We start from the raw sequence: 18,877 nt of genomic DNA, 5'->3' as shown, positions 1-18,877 counted from the left end.
GGGTCAGCACTGTACGTTGCCGCCGTCTCGCGTGCAGGCCGCCATTGCGTCAGGTCCTGCCCGACCTCTAGATGCGCGCGCACGATGGTGCCAAGGGCGCCGCCTTTTAGCAAGGAACGCACGCGTGCAAGCACCGGCAGATAACGCAGGTTACAGCCGACCAAAACGGCTGAATTGCTCCTTGCAGCGTCGCGCGCTGCGTGCAAATGCGCGAGCGCTGCGCGCTCTGTCACCAGCGGCTTTTCAGCCAGGCAAGGCAGTTCCAAGTCAAGACAAGCCTGTAGTTCATGCGCGTGACGGCTGGACACACTGGCAATGACTACCGCATCAGGCTTCCACTTCAGCCCCCGCGCAAAGTCGGGAAGGATGTCGCAGGGATTCAGCGAAGCATCAATCTGACCTGTGCCCGACACAACGCCGAAGACTGCATCAGGCCGTTGCTGTCTCAGATGCCGCACATGGCGCTGCGCGATTGATCCACGCCCAGTGACCAGCACACGCAAGGCCATCACAGCTCCAGGAACGCCGAAAGAATGGACAGGCCGTGCACCGAACTGCGTTCCGGATGGAACTGGCAACCGTAAATATGGTCGCGCGCAACGGCGGCACAGATGCGCACGCCGTCATACGATGTATCCGCCAAACGGTGCTCCTCATGCGTAGGCATCGGCGCAAACGAGTGAACAAAGTACATCGGCTCGCCAGGCTGTGCACGCTTGAGAATGGTGCCCTCCCACCCCCCGCGCGCTGGTGGCAAGGTAAGAGCGCTCCAGCCAATATGGGGAATCCGGTGAGGCAGACCATCAGCACCAAAGGCAGACACAGGCTGCACACGGCCTGGGATCAGACCCAGGCCAGGCGTGTCACCAAACTCCTCGCCTACATCGAACAGCATCTGCGCGCCAACACAGATACCCAAGAAGGGCCGCTGTGCATCAGCATATCGTTTGACCAGATCGTCGAAGCCACGTGCCTTCAACTCCAGCATGCCATCATTAAAAGCACCCACGCCAGGCAGCACAAGACGCTCGGGAAGAGCCTGCACCTGACTGGCTTGATCCACCACCGTGACATCAGCGCCGCAATGTTGCAATGCGCGCACCACGTTCAGCAGATTACCGATGCCATAGTCGATGACCGTCACTGGCCGTGCGTTCATGACCGTACCTCCAGGCCCTGATCACGCGCATGCTGCTTGATATCCTGCACTGTCATGCGCCGCCAGTGCAGCGCGTCGGCAATCGCGATGCCTGAAGTGCCAACATCGGCCGCGCGTCTCAGGTCTTCCACCGGTCCGAAGCCGCCACTGGCGATCACAGGCACGCTCACGCGCGCGTTAACGGCCTTAAGTAGCTCGATATCGAGTCCCTTGCGCGTGCCTTCTTGGTCCACGGCGGTGAGTAGCACCTCGCCCGCGCCCAGCGCCACCGCCCGTTCAATCCAATCGATAGCGTCAAGGCCCGTGTGCTCGCGCCCATTGTCTGTATACGCTTCCCACCTCCCCGGCCCGTTACGCTTGGCCTCGACCGACAGCACCATGCATTGCGAACCGTAGCGTTTGGAGACTTCAGAGATGAGCTCGGGCCGCGCAATTGCAGCAGTGTTAATTGCTACCTTGTCAGCACCTGAGCGCAGCATGATGTTCACATCCTGAAGCGTGCGAATACCGCCCCCGACGGTGATGGGGATGTAAATCTGATCAGCCGCACGGCTAATGATGTCGGCCAGGCTGTTGCGCTGGTAGAGGCTGGCGACGATATCCATGAAGACAATCTCATCAGCGCCCTCAGCGTAGTAGCGCAGCGCGAACTCGCTCGGGTCGCCTACGACACGCAGGCCCTCCAGCCGGATGCCCTTGATAAGATTCGGACCCTTGATGTCCAGTCGGGGGATGATGCGCAATCGGGCCATGCCTGTGGCGCCTCAGCTGCCGTCAAAGACCGTGTGACGCAGCTTCCACTGGCCAGCCTCGCGCTTCCACAGGTGCGGAGAGCGAAAGCTGTCGGCCAACGCCATGAAGTGCGCGCGGTCCATCACTGGCTTCTCGAACATCTTCGAGGCCTTTGGAAAGTCCTTCGGCGTGATGCTGAGGTAGCGAAAGATCTCATCTACAAACCGCTCTGGGAACTCGCCGTCGTAGCGGCGCACCAAGGCGACAGCCTCTTCGCGCGTGATGTCGCGTGAGCGCACTTCCTGCGCAGCGTCGTACGTAGCACGGCCAATTCCAAACTTGATGAAAGTCGTGTAGTAATGGTAATCGTCGATGCGATCGTCGATGCTGTTGTACTTGCTGTAGGTGCCTGGCGTGCGCTCGGGTGATGCCTCAAAGCCACCATGCTCCACCGCGTAGTAGTAGCAACTTTGCGGATGCCATTTGAGGTAGTAGCCCAGGTAGTGAACCTCAATGTTCTTCCGCTCAATCTGTGCTGGATCGGCCGGCAAATAGGGGAGCAGGTCCTGCTCTTCGACGCCGAAGTCGTTGTACAGACTGTCCAACGAGGTGCCTCCAAGATATATCTCTGATTTATTCGACGAAGTGAAGTAAGACCAGTCACGCTTGGCGCTGGAGGTGTCGCCGATCGGGTTGCCGTACTCGGCCTCGTTCTCGCCGTAGATCACGAAGGGAATGTCGTGCAGGATAGCCATCTTCGGCGCCAGCGACTTCTGCCCGAAGATGAAGGCCTGGAACGGATGGAACAGGTTCTCGACCGCTAGCCGCGTGAGCAGTCGATGGATGCGGCCATTGGGCGTCATTAGGTAGTTGTCATGGCCCGCATGAATCCACGACTCAAAGTTCTTCCACCCCCATTCGGTGTAGAGGTGCGGCGACCAAGTCACCGTGAGCGGGTGCATGCCAAAGCGCGTCTTCAGCACGTGGGATGCGTAGAAGCTGTCCTTGCCGCCCGAACCGGGCACCAAGCAGTCATACCCGGACTTGCTGCGAAACTTGTCGCACAGAGCGGCGAGCTGGTCCTCACGCTCCTTCCAGTCGATGCTGTTGTGCTTTTGGTCGGCATATCGGCAAGCGTCGCACACGCCTTCATCATCGAACGCAATAGTAGCTTTCTTGCTACCTTTTGTGTGCTGATATTCCACAGCCGAGTTGGGCCGCTGATTGGAGATCACGCAGTGCTTGCAGAAGTGAGCGTAGCGGGGAAGGCCGTATTTGACCTTGGCCTCGTCGTCGCTTGCATCAAAGTCAGACAGGTCGACCGAGGCTGGGGATTGGATGAATGACATGAAGGCTGATTCAGAGATGGCCAAGTGGGTGTGACCATAAAAAAATTTGGGCCACTTCCGCCGAATTATAGGAACCTGCGGATGACTTCGAGCACTCGGTCCGTAGCCCCGCCCCCTTGTTGTGCACCGGCCGCACGGGGCAGCCTGATGGCCCGGTCCAGCGCGACTCCGATGCTGCCAATGGTGGCGTCCTCATCGGCTATGCCATAGCTCTTGAGCGGCATGGCCTTATCAAACACCGAGCCCAGTACTTGAACCAGTCGCGTACCCGCCAGACGTCCTTCCAGGCCCACTGTGGAGTTTAGTGTGACAACCACGTCCACTGCATGCAACAGTCGCGCCAGCGGTGTTTCCTGGCCCACGACAACTATGCGTGCATCTTGCGGCAGCGAAGGGGGCGTCTCGCCGGCGCGCGGGCGCACACAGAGCACAGCGTCTTGCCTCGCCATTAACCAAGCAATCACTTCAGTCATCGCCATCACCGGCAGTTGCGGGTTGCCGGATTGGCCATTGAAAGGGTGAAAGGCCGGCTCGACCTGCGTTGGCCACAGCAGCAACTTCTTGTTATTCCAGCCGCGCTCTTTGCGCAGGAGGCGGCCTGCTTCGACCTGGACAGGATCGCCCAGTGCATCAAAAGCTGGATTGCCGGTGGCACTCACCTCTTCAGGGTTACGGCCTTCGGTGATGAGAAACTGTCGCACCGCTTCATTGAGCACGCAAACACAGTCAGCAAAGCCACCCTGCCGTATCCATACCTCGTCAAGACAGAACAGATCCACCATGCAAACCGAAGGCAGGCCCAACTCCCGCGCTGCCATAAGGGCCGCTCGCTCAGCGCGTGGTGAATTCGTTGCCACGACGACTGCAGGCGCGACCTGCTCCACGATGCGCTGCAGAACTCGCCGTGGCAGGAAGGCCTGTCGGCCGTCGCGTTCATAGCGACGCGCCGCCTCCTGTGGACCCACGTCCTCCTCAAGCTCGGCCCAGCACAGGCCTAGGTAGGCTTCTGTCTCTGCTGGATCCGCGATGGGCCCTGTCATGCCGGCCATCAACCGGCGGCCATGCACCAGAGCATCGGTATCTTGGGGTGTGATGAAGTCCTTGAACTGAAGCACATCAAGGCCAGCGCTACGAGCTACCGGCGCTGCCGTGGTCAGCGCCAGCACTTGAACCTGCGCAACGCCACGGGCGGCCAGCGCGTGCGCGACGGGTACGACCATGCGTACGTGGCCGCTACCATAGGTGACGAAAAGAATTTTTTTCATTGCACCACACAAGTCACACAGGATCGCTGTGGCGAGGGCCCGGTGACCATGCCATGCCATGCCATGCCATGCCATGCCAAGCCAAGCCAAGCCAAGCTTCAAAAGAAGTCTACATAGCGGCGGAATTCCGACGGGGACACGTTGAGCATCAGGTCGTCGCATTCCATGTGCTTCACATTGAGAAACTCGCGTACGAAGGCTTCGCCAAGGCCCTGCGTGAGTACCGCACTTTCCTCGAGTGCATCCAGTGCGTCTGGCAGCGAAGTAGGCAAGCGCTTGATACCTCTTTTTGCAAGTTCAACAGAACTCATCGCGTACAGGTTTTCGTTGCACGGCTCGCCGGGTCTTAACTTGCGTTTGATACCGTCCAGCCCAGCGTAAATGATCGCGGCAGTAAGCAGGTAAGGGTTGGACGCTGAATCTGGCAGTCGCAACTCAAGCCGCCCGCCAGGGATACGAACGAACGCCGTGCGGTTGTTATCGCCCCAAGCGATGTTGATCGGCGCCCAGGTCGCGCCCGAGCGCGAGCCAAGTTTCACCAGCCGCTTATAGCTATTGACGCTCGGCGCAGCAATGGCCGTAAGGGCGCAAGCATTGGCCATCAGCCCGCCCAAGAATTGATAGGCCAGCGGGGACAAACTCATGCCAAGCGGATCAGACGCATCTTCAAACGCGTTGTGACCAAATTTCTTGCCGGCCGACATGTGCATGTGCAGGCCGCTGCCCGAGCGCTCTGCAAATGGCTTGGGCATAAACGAGCACAACATGCCGTGCTTCTTGGCAATCGCCTGCGCGGCCATCTTGAAGTAGGTCAGATTGTCTGCCGTCTTCAAGCCTTCGCCGTAGGTAAAGTTCATCTCGAACTGACCATTGGCGTCTTCATGGTCGATCTGATAGACGTCGATGCCCGCCTCGGCAAGTGCCGACTGCAACTCCATAAGGTAGGGCGACACAGTGGACAGGTGGCGGAAGTCATAGCAGGGCTTGTCCAGCGATTCCGAATCGGTAGCTACGACGTAATTGCCGACCTCGTCTTTGCGAAGCAGAAAAAACTCGGGTTCCAGACCCGAGAAAAACTCCAAGCCCGTCACCTCACGAAAAGTCGCCAGCGCTTTCTTGGCGATAACACGTGAATCGAACGCGTGCGGCTGGCCGTTCACGTGGCCATCACAGGTGACTAATGCCGTGGAGGGCATCCAAGGTACAGGACGCACGTCTGATTTGTCTCCGACAGCCATGAACTCCTGGCCATGAGGGCCCATGCCCATGCCCGCGATGGCAAAGCCAGCAAAGCCTGCACCCGAGCCAAAGATCATGTCCTTGTGCTTGCCCGGCACCAACTTGGCTTTGGGCCGACCATGGATATCAACAAACTGCGCCAGGTAGTAATCAAACTCTTTCGAGGCGAACTCTTTCATGGTCTCTTTCTTTTTTACCCAGCGTGATTCGTCGAGACTTGGCTCCAGGTCTCATGAAGCCCATGAGGCTCATGCGGTCTGCGGAAAAAACTCCTGCAGCCAGAGCTTGGTCATGAGCAGCGTGCGCAGCTGCTTGGTGTGGTTGTGCAGGCCGCTGCGATGTTCGTCCAGCATGACGTGCAGCTCATTGTTGTCAAAGCGTCCACCATCAGGCAAAGCCAGAATGTCGCGCGCCCAGGTGTACAAGGGGCCCTTGATCCATTCGCCGATCGGTAGCGTGGGCATGGTCTTTGGGCGGAATACGAAGTCATGGTCAAAATAGCGCTCGGCCGTCTGTTTGAGGAAGTGCTTACCCACCCCCTGATAGAACTTGGAAGTAACCGGTAAACGCGCAAATAACTCACTCACGCGGTGATCCAGGAACGGCGCACGGCCTTCGATGGACCAGCAGGCGCCCATACGGTCGCCCTTTACAGAATTATTTCCGGGCATGAGCGCGGTGAGCTCATAGGCAGCGACTTGCTCCATCGGCTCCAGATCGCTAAACGGCTCGATGATGTTCATGAACTTGTCAAGCGCACCTTGGGTGTGCGGGAAAAATTCCGCACTCATCATGCGGCGGCGGTCTTTCTCCGTCGTGTAGCTAATAAGGTCGAAGTAGCTGCGCATCGAGAAGTTGGCCCGCGTCATCTCCGAGAAAAACTGTTCGTTGTGGCGGAAGCCAAGCATCACCTCGTCGGGCCCGTCACCGGTGAACATGACGATCTTGCCTTGCTCGTGAGCCTGGCGTGACAGCAGGAAGAATAAGAAGAACGAGAAGTCTCCGTGCGGCTGCTCGGCATGGCGCACCACCTGCTGCGCAATCTCGGGAATATTGGCCGGACGAATATCCAGCGCCGTGAGATTGATGTCTAAGTCGGCAGCCACACGCTGCGCGTATGAATATTCAGAAAAGCCCTTGTCCTCAATGCGCAGGCCGATGGCATCCAACTGCGGCCGGTTCCACTGTGGCACCAGGCGAGATGCAATCACGGATGAATCAACGCCACCCGAAAGCAACAGGCCCCCGCCCACGTCAAAACGCATTTGCAGCCGGATGGCTTCGTCCAGCGCTTTCTCCAGATCCTCCTGCGTTGCATCCACGCGCGGGCCGTCCAGCGGCCAACTCCAATAGCGCACAGGTTCTGAGAACTCGCCCGCGCCATATCGAATAAAGGTACCGGGTGGCAGGTGGCGGATGCCTTCAAAGCAAGTCTCTGGCGGGGGGCAATAGTTGAAGGTGAAGACGTTGCCAAGCGCCGTCTCGTTGACCTTGCGCTCGAATTTCGGCAAGGCGAGGATGGCTTTCATCTCGCTGGCGAAGGCAATACCGCCTTCGTAAGGTGCATAAAAACAGGGCTTGATGCCCTGGCGGTCGCGCGCCAGCATGCCAGTTTCGGTGCGCTGGTCCCAGATAAAGAAGGCGAACATGCCCACCAGATCTTCCAGCATCTTCTCGCCCTTTTCGCACCAGAGATGTACCAGCACCTCGGTATCGCAGCGCGACTTGAACTTGTAACCCTTGGCCTTAAGCTGTTCACGCAGTTCGATGAAGTTGAAGATTTCGCCGTTGAACACGACCCAGACCTTGCCATCGGTACTGCTCATTGGCTGCATGCCGTTTTCAGGATCGACCACAGCAAGTCGTGCGTGGCCTAACACGGCGCGACCTAGCGCTTCAACGCCCTGCTCGTCCACGCCGCGATACTTGATGCAATCGATCATTTTCCAGACGTCGTCCTTGGTGACGTCCGTGGCGTTCACTACGCCAGCAATTCCACACATGGCAATCCTTCAGGTAGTCAAATCTAGGCGAGCGATTTTTCGGCTCAGCGGTGCACTTTCCACCAGCGCTTCGTTCGTCGCGTCTTCTTCGAAGACACGGCGGAAGATGCTGATCTGATAGTCAAGGCTAGCTTTCGTTTCGGTCTCGGTCGGCTCGATCAGCATGGCTGACTTCAGATCACCCGGGAAATAGACGCAGCCCGCGCCCACCAGGGTCGGCGGGTGGATACCGTAGTCGATCAACCGCTTGGCAAACTGGCGCGCCGAGGTATTGAGCTTTCCGCCGGACAACAGCGTCTCGTGCTTGCAGAACTGGTCATAGACCGGTGGCAGCATGGGCGCGAGTTGGTACTGCAGATAGTTGGCGTTGAGCACCGCGTTCTCAGAAGCCGCGCGCAGACCTGCGCCGCCCATGGTGCGCAGATAACCGTATGTGCGCAACAGCACACCGACATGACCATGGAAACTTTTCATACGCCCAATAGAAAGCGGTCGCTCATCGTCTTGCTGGGCAACGCCGTTCCTGCGCACGACCACAGGGCTGGGTAGAAACGCGGCCAGCGCAGCCTTCACGGCCACGGGACCAGCACCAGGACCGCCACCGCCATGGGGCGTTGAGAAGGTCTTGTGTACATTGACGTGAACCACGTCAAACCCCATGTCACCTGGGCGCACGATACCCATCAGCGCGTTCAGATTGGCGCCATCGTAGTAAAGCAGAGAGCCGTTGGCATGCACAGCGTCGGCGATCTCCACGATCTGGTCTTCAAACAGGCCGAGCGTGGACGGATTGGTCAGCATGAAGGCTGCCACATCGGTTGTGAGCATGGCGCGCAGCTCAACCATATCGACGCGACCCTTCATGTCGGAGGGCACGATACGGCATTCAAATCCCGCCATTGCCGCAGAAGCAGGGTTGGTTCCATGTGCGGAGTCGGGCACGAGCACGATCGGCCGACGGTCGTTTTTATGGCCAAAGTGAGCGCGAATCACAAGCAAACCGGCCAGTTCGCCATGCGCGCCAGCTGCAGGCGCAAGGCAGCACGCATCCATGCCGGTGACTTCACAAATCATCCCCTGCAGGCGTTCGTACATCTCCCACACGCCGACGAGCGTGTCGGTGTCCTGCAGCGGGTGCACGTCGATGAACCCAGGCAATCGAGCCAACTCGTCATTGCGCTTGGGGTTGTATTTCATCGTGCATGAACCAAGCGGGTACGGCCCATTGTCCACGCCATGAGACTCCTGGCTCAAGCGCGTGAAGTGGCGCACGACATCAACCTCCGCAACTTCGGGCAGCCCAATGGCAACGCGCTGGCGCACGAAAGAAGGCACCACGGGTGTTTTCACGAACGGCGGGCTTCCGGCAAAAATATCGCTGGCTGCACCGGCGCGATGCAGTTCGGTGATGGTCTGGGAGGCAGAGGTGGCCGGCATCTCAGGACTCCTGCAGGCAGGCGCGCGCCTGGGTTACATACGCTTCAAGGTCAGCGGTTGTTTTCATTTCTGTCACGGCCACAAGCAGGCCACAGTCATGACCGGCAAGTACCTCGCTCACCGGTACGCCTGCAAAGATGCCCCGGCTGCGCATGCGACGGCAAAACACAACCGCTGGCACTGGCAACTCGATGGCAAATTCATTGAAGTGCACACCGCTGCGCAGCACCTTCACGCGGGGCAGGGCTGTCAGCAGCTCACGCAACTGCAAAGCCAATGCTGCGTTGGCCTGAGCGATGCGCATGAAATTGGCCTCACCAAGGCATGTGAGGTGTATGGCCACGCGGATCGCATTGAGCGCCTGGTTCGAGCAGATGTGGCTAGTGGCCTTATCACGCGCGACGTGCTGCTCACGGTCTTCCTTGACGAGTGCATAGCCTAGCTTGCCGTTCAGGTCATGTACCCGCCCGACCAGACGGCCTGGCAGGTAACGCTCCAGCGGCTTTGCGCAGGCGATGATGCCGACATACGGGCCGCCTGCTGCAAGAGGCAAGCCCAGTGGCTGGCCTTCACAGACCACAATATCGGCCCCCAGATTGCCCGGCGCTTCAAGCCAACCGCACAACAAAGGGTTGACGCACACCGCAAACAGCGTGTTGTGCTGCTTGCATATCCGCGCAACGGACTGCACATCCTCAATCACACCCATGGCGTTGGGGGTCTGCAGCGCGACACCAGCCACATCACCGCGAGTCACCAAGCCTGCAACAGCGCCAAAATCCACCATGCCGGTTTCAGGGCATTGGCTCACATAGTCCACGTGCACCCCACGCGGCAGTAGGTAAGTGTCTAGTACCTCGCGGTATTGATGCCAAACCGCTTGGGCTACCACTACACGACGCTTGCCACTCGCAGAGCACATCATCCAGCATGACTCGGCCAACGCCGTTGCGCCGTCATATACGGAACAATTCACGCACTCCTGCCCCAATAGACGCCCGACCAACACCTGAAACTCAAACAGGGCCTGCAGCAGACCCTGGCTCATTTCAGGCTGATAAGGTGTGTAGGCTGTCAAAAACTCTCCCCGCGAAACGATGGCATCCACCACTGCAGGAATGTAGTGCTCGTATGCGCCGCATCCAAGAAAATTGGAGTGAGACACCACCGTGGCATTCATATCAGCCATTGCCCGCACATCACGCATGAGCGCCCACTCACTGAGCGCAGGGGGCAGTCTGAGATCGCGTTGCAGACGCACCTCAGCAGGTACATCGGCAAAAAGTTGCTCGACCGAGTGAAGCCCCATGACATCCAGCATGGCTTGAACATCCGAGCCCGTGTGCACGTTAAATCCGATCGGCATTTGCGCCATCACAGAGTCATTCTGTCTTTGGTTCACGGGGATAAAGGCGTCTGTTCAGGAACGCGAGTTTGAGCGACAAAAATGGGTCAAAAGATTATAGATGGGCACTAAATAGGCAGCCCTTGGTGCGAGCAAATCACTCTCGATTGAGAGCGTAGCATCGTTAGGTTGCCAACACCTAAAGAGCACGTCTAATTTGCGGCTCGCCCCCCGATCCGGTTGATGGTCCAGAGCAAAATTCGAAAATCCAGCCAAATGCTCACTTCACGAACATAGCGTAAGTCCGCAGCGATCCGCTGGTCATGAGTCGCATCTGACCGAAACAAGACTTGCGCCAGCCCGGTAATACCCGGGCGCACGCTGCAGCGTTCAATCCATTGATGTTCAGAGTAAAGACCGCGTTGGACCGGCAAATCGGGACGCGGTCCAACCAGGCTCATATCGCCTTTGATGACATTCAGAAGCTGGGGCAATTCGTCAATGCTGGTGCGGCGTAGCAAGCGTCCGACGCGTGTAATGCGCGGATCGTCGGCACCGTCTGTGAAATGTGGTCCAGAGGTATTCGCATCACGCACCATGCTGCGAAACTTGTACATGCGAAACTCGCGCCCGTTCAACCCCACGCGTACCTGCCGGAACAGGACAGGAAAGCCATCGCCAACGGTACACGCGACGGTTGCGATCAACAAAAGCGGACTGAGCAAAATCAACGCTGCCAGGGACACCGAGATATCCATCAGACGCTTCACGTTGCATGCTCCATGCCCAAGGCGATGGCTTCAATGACCTCACGAGCGCGCAGCTGATCAGCCTCAACCTGCTGCGAGGTGCGCATCTCCAGCTCCTCTTCTGCCGACCGCAATGTTTGGATTTGATTCTCAAGAGATTCAACAGCCTCGCCACGATGGAAAGTGCGCGAAAGAATCACGGCCTCTGAGCCAAGCCGAACGTGCTCTGCCAACACACAACGCCCCGGCAATAACCCCTCATTCAATCTCGCAATACCACCGAAACCAAAGCGCAAACCTTGCGACCGGACCCGGCCGGCGACGTGATCTACGACGCCCTGCGCCAAGGGCTCAAACATAAACCGGCATCCCAGCGAAAGATGCAAGTCGTTCAGCCCGACAAACACTTCCCACAAATCAGGCGTATCAACCCAATCGTTCAGAGAACGAAGCGCACCCGCTGTCTCCAGCAGCGCGACGATGGGCACACGCCCCGCCACCATGCGACTGAAAGTCTGCAGCTCATCAGGAGCCTGAAACATTGGCAGCATCACGAGGTCCGCCCCTTGGGCTAAAACCGCGTCCAACTCCCTAGCAGTGCCAGGGTGCAGGGGGTTCACCCGCACCATCAATTGGGACCGATGAAGTTCCGCTTTTATGCGCCCAACATCGTCGAGTTGGTGCGTGCTGATGAAGGTATTGCGCCCAGCCTGACGCTCTGCCTTGCCGTTAATTTCAAGATCGACAAACAACCGTATGCCTGGTATGGCGTCGCAACGGCGCGCAAGCACAGGATCGTTGGTGATTTGAAGAAAATCCATCATGGTGTTGCAACGATTATGACCGGAAGGCCTGACGCAAACCGAGGCCAGGGAGCCAGCCCGACGCTATTACAGCAAGAGCAGCCAACACAGACCAGACAAGCGCCTGAACCTGCTCGCGACCTATGCTTCGGGCCTGCACAGCCGTGCCATCAGACAATCCCGACCAATGCGCCAGCAAAGCCACGACCACCAGCGTCAGTAGTGGTGCAAACAACGCGGACACCGGCACCCAGCGACGCACGGCAGATGCACCCACCGCGCTCCAGGCCACCAGCGCTGCTACCGAAAAACCGACGTTCAAGGTCCACATCAGTTCAGACCCGGATGTCAGCCCCACTGCAGTTGCTGACGCCAGCACTGCAAGAGCCAGCACATAGGCCAGCACCGCAAATCGCATGCGCCCTATTGTGGCCAACACCGTCAACGCCACAGCCAAAAGCGCTTGCGGCAACAACCCCAACGCCCCCACACTTCCCCAGGCTGTTATCTGCACCAACGCAGAATCCTGCATACGCCCCCAGCCAAACAACAAAGAGGCAATCGCAGGCGCTCCCACCTGCACGGCTGCCGCTGCGGCGCACGCCAGCGTCCAGGCCAGCACGAGGGCTGTCCGCACGGCGGCGGTCATCCCATCCGTGCCCTTGCCACCCGCTACTGCCTGTGCCGCATGGGCGCTGGCAATTGCAGGGAAAGCCAGCGAAGCCACCAACTGAATGGCCAGCACCAAAGGCAATTCCACCAGCTTCCAGGCGTAGTTGAAAGTGGCCAAAGCCCCTTCTCCAGCCCCCGAAGCCAGGGATCTCGCGGCAAAAGGCAGCGTCAAGGGCAGCCCCGCACCCAAAGCGGCCCACACCCAGATGCGCCAATGCGGAAGGCAAACCGAAGCCCCCGACACAGGCGATAGGGCGTGGTCACGAAAACGACGCAAACGCCAGCCTTGCCACACAAGCCTTAAGAGCATTGCCACCAGCAAACAAACACCGAGCACCTGCCCCGAAGCGGGCTCCATGCCCTGCGCACCCACAAAAAGGAGAGCGCCGATAAGCACACCGTTCACAACGAGATTAGCGCTGTAAAGGCCCACAAAATCGCGCTCATGCTGGAGCCGTGTGGCCCACAGACCAGCCAACATGGCAGCGGGCAAGGCCAAGGCACTCCACGCCACTGCGTTACTTGCAGCGTCCTGCAATGAAGACGGCACTCCAGGCACAAGCAAGGCGACCAAAGGGGTTCGAAAAAAACCTATTGCAACGGCCAATACAGCGGCCAAACACAGCAAGCGCCAAGCCACCTGGTTTTGCGTAGCGTCTTTCTGCGAGGCCGACTCTTTAGCCCATTGGGGCAAAAGCACATAGGCCAACGCGCCGCTAACCAGAACGCCGGCCAGCCAGTCGGGCAGGGTCAGCATGACAATCACTACGTCGGCCATACCGGAGCTGCCAAATGCGGCCGCAATAGCCGTCTCGCGCAATACACCGAGCACCCGGCTGGCGAGTAGCAATAGCAGCGAAAGCAGGCCAGCTTTGAGGAACATGCAGCAAATTATCGAGGCTCGGAAAGACAGAAACTCCCCATGGCATGTGCAAAAAACTAAAATCGCAGGTTTTGGTCCGAATAAACGCCTCTGAACGCCTCCATTTGCGGGCGGCTCTCCATGTCTGATAACACCACCACCCTCCCCCCTCAGGACGAAAACCAGCTCATCGCCGAGCGCCGTGAAAAACTCCGTGCTCTGCGCGAGGCCCAGGCCAACGGGGGAGGCGTTGCCTTCCCCAACAACTTCAAGCCTGGCCACAAAGCTGCCCAGTTGCACCTGGAGCACAGCACTGCCACGAACGAGTCGCTGGAGGCCGCGCCAGCGAATGTCTCGGTGGCGGGCCGCATGATGCTCAAGCGCGTGATGGGCAAGGCCAGCTTTGCCACGGTTCAGGACGGATCGCTGGGTGAAGTGGGAGGACGCATCCAGCTGTACGTCACCCGCGATGCCTTGGGTGAAGACCTGTACGCGGCCTTCAAACACTGGGATCTGGGCGACATCGTGGGTGCCGAAGGCACGCTGATGAAGACCAAGACGGGCGAGTTGTCGGTCAAGGTGACCAGCCTGCGCCTCTTGACCAAGAGCCTGCGCCCCCTGCCCGACAAGTTCCACGGCATGGCCGACCAGGAGCAGAAATACCGCCAACGCTATGTCGACCTGATCACCGACGAACACGCGCGCAAGCGTTTTCTAGCGCGCAGCCAGGCTGTGAGCGGTCTGCGCGAGTTCATGGTGAGCCATGGCTTTCTCGAAGTCGAAACGCCCATGCTGCACCCGATTCCGGGCGGCGCCAATGCCAAGCCGTTTGTGACGCACCACAACGCACTAGAACAAGAGATGTACCTGCGCATCGCGCCCGAGCTGTATTTGAAGCGCCTGATCGTGGGCGGTTTCGAGCGCGTGTTCGAAATCAACCGCAGCTACCGCAACGAAGGCATCTCGGTGCGCCACAACCCCGAGTTCACCATGATGGAGTTCTACGCAGCGTACTGGAACTACCTGGATTTGATGGATTTCACCGAGACGCTGATCCGTGAAGTGGCCCTGAAGGCCACGGGTTCGCTGCAGATGACCTACCAGGGCCGTGCCGTGGACCTGACCCAGCCGTTTGCCCGCCTGACCATCCGCGAAGCCATCTTCCAGTACACCGAAGCTGGCGCCCATGTGGACGACGCTGCCTGGCTGATCAGCGCCCTCAAAAAGCTGGGGCTGAGCGAAGAAAAGAACAAGCTCTCGGGCCGCACGCTGGCCAGCCTGCAGGTGTTGTACTTTGAAGAAACGGTGGAAGACAAGCTGTGGCAGCCCACGTTCATCATGGAACACCCCACCGAGATTTCGCCCCTGGCGCGCGCCAATGACACGCGCCCCGAGGTGACCGAGCGCTTCGAGCTGTACATCACCGGTCGCGAATTTGGCAACGGTTTCAGTGAGCTGAACGACGCCGAAGACCAGGCCGCCCGCTTCCACGCCCAGGTGACCGCCAAGGACAGCGGTGACGACGAAGCCATGTTCTATGACCATGACTTTGTGCGGGCGCTCGAATACGGCATGCCACCGACAGGGGGTTGCGGTATCGGCATTGATCGGCTCATGATGCTGCTGACCGACAGCCCCAGCATCCGCGACGTGATCCTGTTCCCTGCCCTGCGCCGGGAGTCCTGAGGGGGCGTTTCGCCCACCAGATCACGCCGTTTATCGGCCCCAGGAGTCACCACCGTGCCATTCACGCCCAGCAGCGCACCGTACCCAGCCACCGAAGCCTCGCCCTCGGGCGGAGGGTTCTCGGTGCTGGTGGTGGAAGACCAGCGATCTGTGAGAGCAGCGTTGGTCGCCGAGCTTCGGCGGGCCGGTGTGGCGGACATCTTTGAAGCCCCTGAGGGCCACACCGCGCTGCAATTGTTCAAAGCCCATCGGCCCGATCTGGTGCTTCTGGACATCAAACTGCCCGGCAAAGATGGCTACTGGGTGGCGCAACAGATGCGCGAAAGCGAGGCGGGCGACTGGACCCCCATCATCTTCCTGTCGGGCCTGGACAACGAACTGGACGTATGGCGCGGCATTGAAGTGGGCGGCGACGACTACCTCGTCAAACCCGTCAAGCCCATTGTGCTGATGGCCAAGCTGCGAGCCATGCGGCGGCTGCTGGACATGCGCCGCAGACTGGTGTTGATGTCGTCCGAATTGCACGCAGCCAACCTGCGCCTGAACGAAATGGTGGAGGTCGACGCCCTCACGGGCCTCGTCAACCGCCGGGGTTTTGACCGCATTCTGCACAGCGAAATTCTGTCAGCGCGCCGCGACGGCTCGCCGCTCACGCTGATGCTGTGCGACCTGGACCACTTCAAGCTGTTCAACGACGCCAGCGGGCATCTGCAAGGCGACGCCTGCCTGAAGGAAGTGGGCCGTCTGCTGCGCGAGGTGTGTGTGCGTCCGCGCGATGTGGCGTCGCGTTATGGCGGCGAGGAGTTTGCGCTCATCCTGCCCAACACACCCCGCTCAGGCGCCATGACCTTTGCGCGGGCATTGGGGCAATTGCTGAAGGTGCGCGCTATTGCGCACGCGGATTCACCGTTGGGCGACATGCTGACGCTGTCGGGTGGCATCACCACCTGCGTGCCCGACGACAGCACCAACGCCGAGAGCATGATCATGCGCGCCGACCAGGCCCTGTATGCCGCTAAGGCGCAGGGCCGCAATCGTTTCTTCAGTTTTGAAATGCAAATGGACACCGTGGAGCAATTGCGCAATTGAGTTTCTTTTCTGCTTTTTCGTTCAGCGCGACCGAGCGCAACGCCCGCACCGTTGCTTCGCGCATGCAAGTTCTGACCGACCGCCTGCCCGACTGGGTGCAAGACTGGCTCGAAGTCATCGTCCCCGGCGTGCAGATCCTGTTGATCGTGTTGGTGGCCTGGCTGCTGCAGCGCACCTTGCGCCGCCTGGTGCGCCGCGCAAGCGCGCACTACCAGCTGCCCGATGAATTGCTGGTGCCCATCAACGGCCTGATTCGCTGGCTCATCATCGCCAGTGCGCTGCTGCTGATGCTTGAACGCATGGGCGTGTCGGCCACGGTGCTGTGGACGGCCTTTACCGGCTTTGCCACCGTGGGGGCCGTGGCATTTTTTGCCGCGTGGAGCGTGTTGTCCAACCTGTTTTGCGCGCTGCTGATCTTTACGGTGCGCCCGTTCCGCATCGGTGACTACATCGAGGTGCTGGACACGGCAGAAAAACCGGGCGCCAAGGGCCGCGTGGTGGACATCAACCTGCTCTACACCACCCTCGAAGACCACGGCGCGGCGCACAACACCGCGGCCCATGGCGGTGCGTGGCTGCAGATACCCAACTCGCTGATTTTTCAGCGTGTGGTGCGCCGGTTCAATGGCGTGCCACCGCCGCCAGCACCCGCCGCAGAGCCCATCGAGGGTGCCGCAACGGCCTCCGTGGCAGCTCCACCGCCGGTGGTACCCGGGCCTTTTAATACGCCCTAAAAAGCCTGTCGGACTTGAAACCCGTCGGCTGCAAATCGCCGCGGCAGACCCTGTGGGGGCATCGACGCGCCAAGTCCGGTCGACTCCTGGCGCTCAAGTTTGTTCAGGGCAACAAATCCAGAGCCTGCAGATACGCGGGCTGATACATCAGGTCGTCCCAAGGCTGCGGCAGGGTTTCCGGCAGCAGCGCCAACCGGCGGGACTCACTGTCTACGCTAGGTTGCCACTTGCCCTTTGACAGGGCGGCGTCCAGGCCATTGATCAATTCGTCCACGGCCTTGCCGTCGCCCACGCTCTGGTTGCACAGCAGCACCAAGTCGCAGCCCGCAGCCAGCGCGGCGATGGCGGCATCGGTGTAGCTAACCACTTGGCCGTCCAGGCGGCGGGCGCCCTCCATGCTCAGGTCATCGCTGAAGATCGCGCCGTCAAACCGCATCTGGCGGCGCAGGATGTCTTGCAGCCAGCGCTGCGAAAAGCCTGCGGGACGGCTGTCGACCTTGGGGTAGATCACATGGGCGGGCATCACGCTGGTGAGCGTGCTGCTGAGCCAGGGGTACGGCGCGGCGTCGTCGGCCAGGATGGCCTTGAGGCTGCGGTTGTCCACGGGCACCTCGGTGTGCGAGTCGGCTTTGACAAAACCGTGGCCTGGAAAGTGTTTGCCGCAGTTGGCCATGCCGGCCTGCAGCAGGCCGTGCATGAGGCTTTTGGCCAGCAGCGCCACTACACGGGGGTCGCGGTGAAACGCGCGGTCGCCGATGACACCGCTCCGGGAAGCGCCGGGCCGCCCCAAGCTTTCCGGGCCCCCTCGGGGGGCAGCCAGCGCTTGCGCTGGCGTGGGGGCATCTTCCGTCCAGTCCAGGTCCAACACGGGGGTAAAGCTGAAATCGACACCACAGGCGCGCAGTTCGGTACCCAGCACATAGCCTGCCGCTGTGGCCGCATTGGTGGCACGCAGCGCGCCGCTGCCGGGCACGGCCTTGGCGCCTTTGCCATCATCCATCCACATGTCGCCCAACGCCCGCATCGGCGGCAGGTGCGTGAACCCATCGGTGCGAAAACGCTGCACGCGGCCGCCTTCGTGGTCCACGCAGATCAGCAGATCGTCGCGCACGGCCTTGATGCTGCTCGTGAGCTGCAGCAGCTGTGCGCGGTTTTCCCAGTTGCGGGCGAACAGGATGACGCCGCCGGTCAACGGGTGGGCCAGGCGGCGGCGGTCATCGGCGCTGAGGGTGGTGCCAGCGACGTCAAGGATGAGGGGGGCGTGTTCGGTCATAGGGTGTCACACATCAGATTGCTATTTAATACATAGCTACCAGCGCTTATCCATCAAGCGCTAGAGCCCACTTTTAATCAGATTTCTCTACCACACAGAAGCTGGCGGCATAGTCTGTTTCGTCGGTCACGCTCAGGTGCGCCTTCAGCCCTTTGGCATCGAACCATTCCTTGAGCGCGCCATGCAGCACGATCACGGGCTGGCCGCTGGGCAGCTTGGCCACCTCGCAGTGGCGCCAGGTCATGGGCATGCGCATACCGAGGCCAATGGCTTTGCTGAAGGCCTCCTTGGCGGAGAACCGCGTGGCCAGATAGCGCAGACCCCGGTCGGGCCAGCGCGCACTGCGATCACGCCAGGTGGCCAGTTCGCCGTCGGCCAGCACCTTCTTGGCAAAGCGGTCGCCATGGCGCTCCAGGCTGGCCGCGATGCGGCGCACGTCGCAGATGTCGGTGCCAATGCCGTAGATCATGATTTTTGAAT

The 18,877-nt window shown here is 59.9% G+C and carries 17 protein-coding genes; 3 read left to right on the top strand and 14 right to left on the bottom strand.

Features of this window, described 5'->3' with window-relative positions; genetic code table 11:
* From ACK41V_RS09560 to ACK41V_RS09505, 12 genes are all read right to left on the bottom strand, one after another.
* On the bottom strand, positions 1-509 hold a 509-nt coding region (locus ACK41V_RS09560; RefSeq protein WP_409781175.1), incomplete at its 3' end, for a Gfo/Idh/MocA family oxidoreductase.
* On the bottom strand, positions 509-1,159 hold the full coding sequence (gene hisH, locus ACK41V_RS09555; protein WP_409781172.1) for an imidazole glycerol phosphate synthase subunit HisH: 651 nt from the start codon (positions 1,157-1,159) through the stop codon (positions 509-511). The genes hisH and ACK41V_RS09560, both read right to left, overlap by 1 nt.
* Positions 1,156-1,911, bottom strand: a complete 756-nt coding sequence (hisF, locus tag ACK41V_RS09550) for an imidazole glycerol phosphate synthase subunit HisF (RefSeq protein ID WP_409781169.1) — start codon at positions 1,909-1,911, stop codon at positions 1,156-1,158. Before hisF ends, hisH begins: the two co-directional genes overlap by 4 nt.
* 12 nt (positions 1,912-1,923) lie before the next feature.
* Positions 1,924-3,240, bottom strand: coding sequence for an N-acetyl sugar amidotransferase (locus ACK41V_RS09545; RefSeq protein WP_409781166.1), 1,317 nt, complete (start codon positions 3,238-3,240; stop codon positions 1,924-1,926).
* Positions 3,241-3,305: 65 nt separating this feature from the next.
* A complete protein-coding gene (locus ACK41V_RS09540) occupies positions 3,306-4,505 on the bottom strand; it encodes a hypothetical protein (RefSeq protein ID WP_409781163.1) in 1,200 nt (399 codons plus the stop codon).
* A 98-nt stretch (positions 4,506-4,603) separates the two neighbouring features.
* Positions 4,604-5,923: a type III glutamate--ammonia ligase gene (glnT, locus tag ACK41V_RS09535; protein WP_409781160.1), complete on the bottom strand. Its 1,320-nt coding sequence runs from the start codon at positions 5,921-5,923 to the stop codon at positions 4,604-4,606.
* 69 nt (positions 5,924-5,992) lie between these two features.
* Complete coding sequence (gene asnB / locus ACK41V_RS09530) at positions 5,993-7,747, bottom strand: asparagine synthase (glutamine-hydrolyzing) (RefSeq protein WP_409781157.1); 1,755 nt, start codon at positions 7,745-7,747, stop codon at positions 5,993-5,995.
* Between the two features lie 9 nt (positions 7,748-7,756).
* Complete coding sequence (gcvPB, locus tag ACK41V_RS09525; protein WP_409781154.1) at positions 7,757-9,184, bottom strand: aminomethyl-transferring glycine dehydrogenase subunit GcvPB; 1,428 nt, start codon at positions 9,182-9,184, stop codon at positions 7,757-7,759.
* 1 nt (position 9,185) lies between these two features.
* Positions 9,186-10,586: an aminomethyl-transferring glycine dehydrogenase subunit GcvPA gene (gene gcvPA, locus ACK41V_RS09520; protein ID WP_409781151.1), complete on the bottom strand. Its 1,401-nt coding sequence runs from the start codon at positions 10,584-10,586 to the stop codon at positions 9,186-9,188.
* A gap of 155 nt (positions 10,587-10,741) precedes the next feature.
* Complete coding sequence (locus tag ACK41V_RS09515; RefSeq protein ID WP_409781149.1) at positions 10,742-11,299, bottom strand: sugar transferase; 558 nt, start codon at positions 11,297-11,299, stop codon at positions 10,742-10,744.
* Positions 11,296-12,102 carry an aldolase/citrate lyase family protein gene (locus tag ACK41V_RS09510; protein WP_409781146.1) on the bottom strand — a complete coding sequence of 269 codons (807 nt, stop codon included), beginning with the start codon at positions 12,100-12,102 and terminating at the stop codon, positions 11,296-11,298. Before ACK41V_RS09510 ends, ACK41V_RS09515 begins: the two co-directional genes overlap by 4 nt.
* Positions 12,103-12,115: 13 nt before the next feature.
* A complete protein-coding gene (locus ACK41V_RS09505; RefSeq protein ID WP_409781143.1) occupies positions 12,116-13,636 on the bottom strand; it encodes a lipid II flippase MurJ in 1,521 nt (506 codons plus the stop codon).
* A gap of 120 nt (positions 13,637-13,756) precedes the next feature.
* Between ACK41V_RS09505 and lysS the strand changes: the two genes are divergently transcribed.
* The 3 genes from lysS to ACK41V_RS09490 all read left to right on the top strand — a co-directional run bounded on the left by lysS (position 13,757) and on the right by ACK41V_RS09490 (position 17,124).
* The gene (lysS, locus tag ACK41V_RS09500) at positions 13,757-15,301 is read left to right on the top strand and encodes a lysine--tRNA ligase (RefSeq protein ID WP_409781140.1); all 1,545 of its coding nucleotides are present in this window, start codon (positions 13,757-13,759) and stop codon (positions 15,299-15,301) included.
* Between the two features lie 54 nt (positions 15,302-15,355).
* Positions 15,356-16,390 (top strand): diguanylate cyclase domain-containing protein, encoded by a 1,035-nt coding sequence (locus ACK41V_RS09495; protein ID WP_409781137.1) that lies wholly within the window; start codon positions 15,356-15,358, stop codon positions 16,388-16,390.
* A 62-nt stretch (positions 16,391-16,452) separates the two neighbouring features.
* Positions 16,453-17,124, top strand: a complete 672-nt coding sequence (locus ACK41V_RS09490; RefSeq protein WP_409781184.1) for a mechanosensitive ion channel family protein — start codon at positions 16,453-16,455, stop codon at positions 17,122-17,124.
* Positions 17,125-17,227: 103 nt separating this feature from the next.
* On the opposite strand, the gene nagZ is transcribed toward ACK41V_RS09490, so the two are convergent.
* Positions 17,228-18,397 carry a beta-N-acetylhexosaminidase gene (nagZ, locus tag ACK41V_RS09485; protein ID WP_409781134.1) on the bottom strand — a complete coding sequence of 390 codons (1,170 nt, stop codon included), beginning with the start codon at positions 18,395-18,397 and terminating at the stop codon, positions 17,228-17,230.
* Positions 18,398-18,470: 73 nt separating this feature from the next.
* The gene (gene acpS / locus ACK41V_RS09480) at positions 18,471-18,866 is read right to left on the bottom strand and encodes a holo-ACP synthase (protein WP_409781131.1); all 396 of its coding nucleotides are present in this window, start codon (positions 18,864-18,866) and stop codon (positions 18,471-18,473) included.
* Positions 18,867-18,877: the final 11 nt, after the last annotated feature.

The sequence above is a fragment of the Acidovorax sp. genome, from assembly GCF_046291265.1.
Classification (GTDB): domain Bacteria; phylum Pseudomonadota; class Gammaproteobacteria; order Burkholderiales; family Burkholderiaceae_C; genus Acidovorax.
This window is presented reverse-complemented; position numbering and strand designations above follow the sequence as displayed.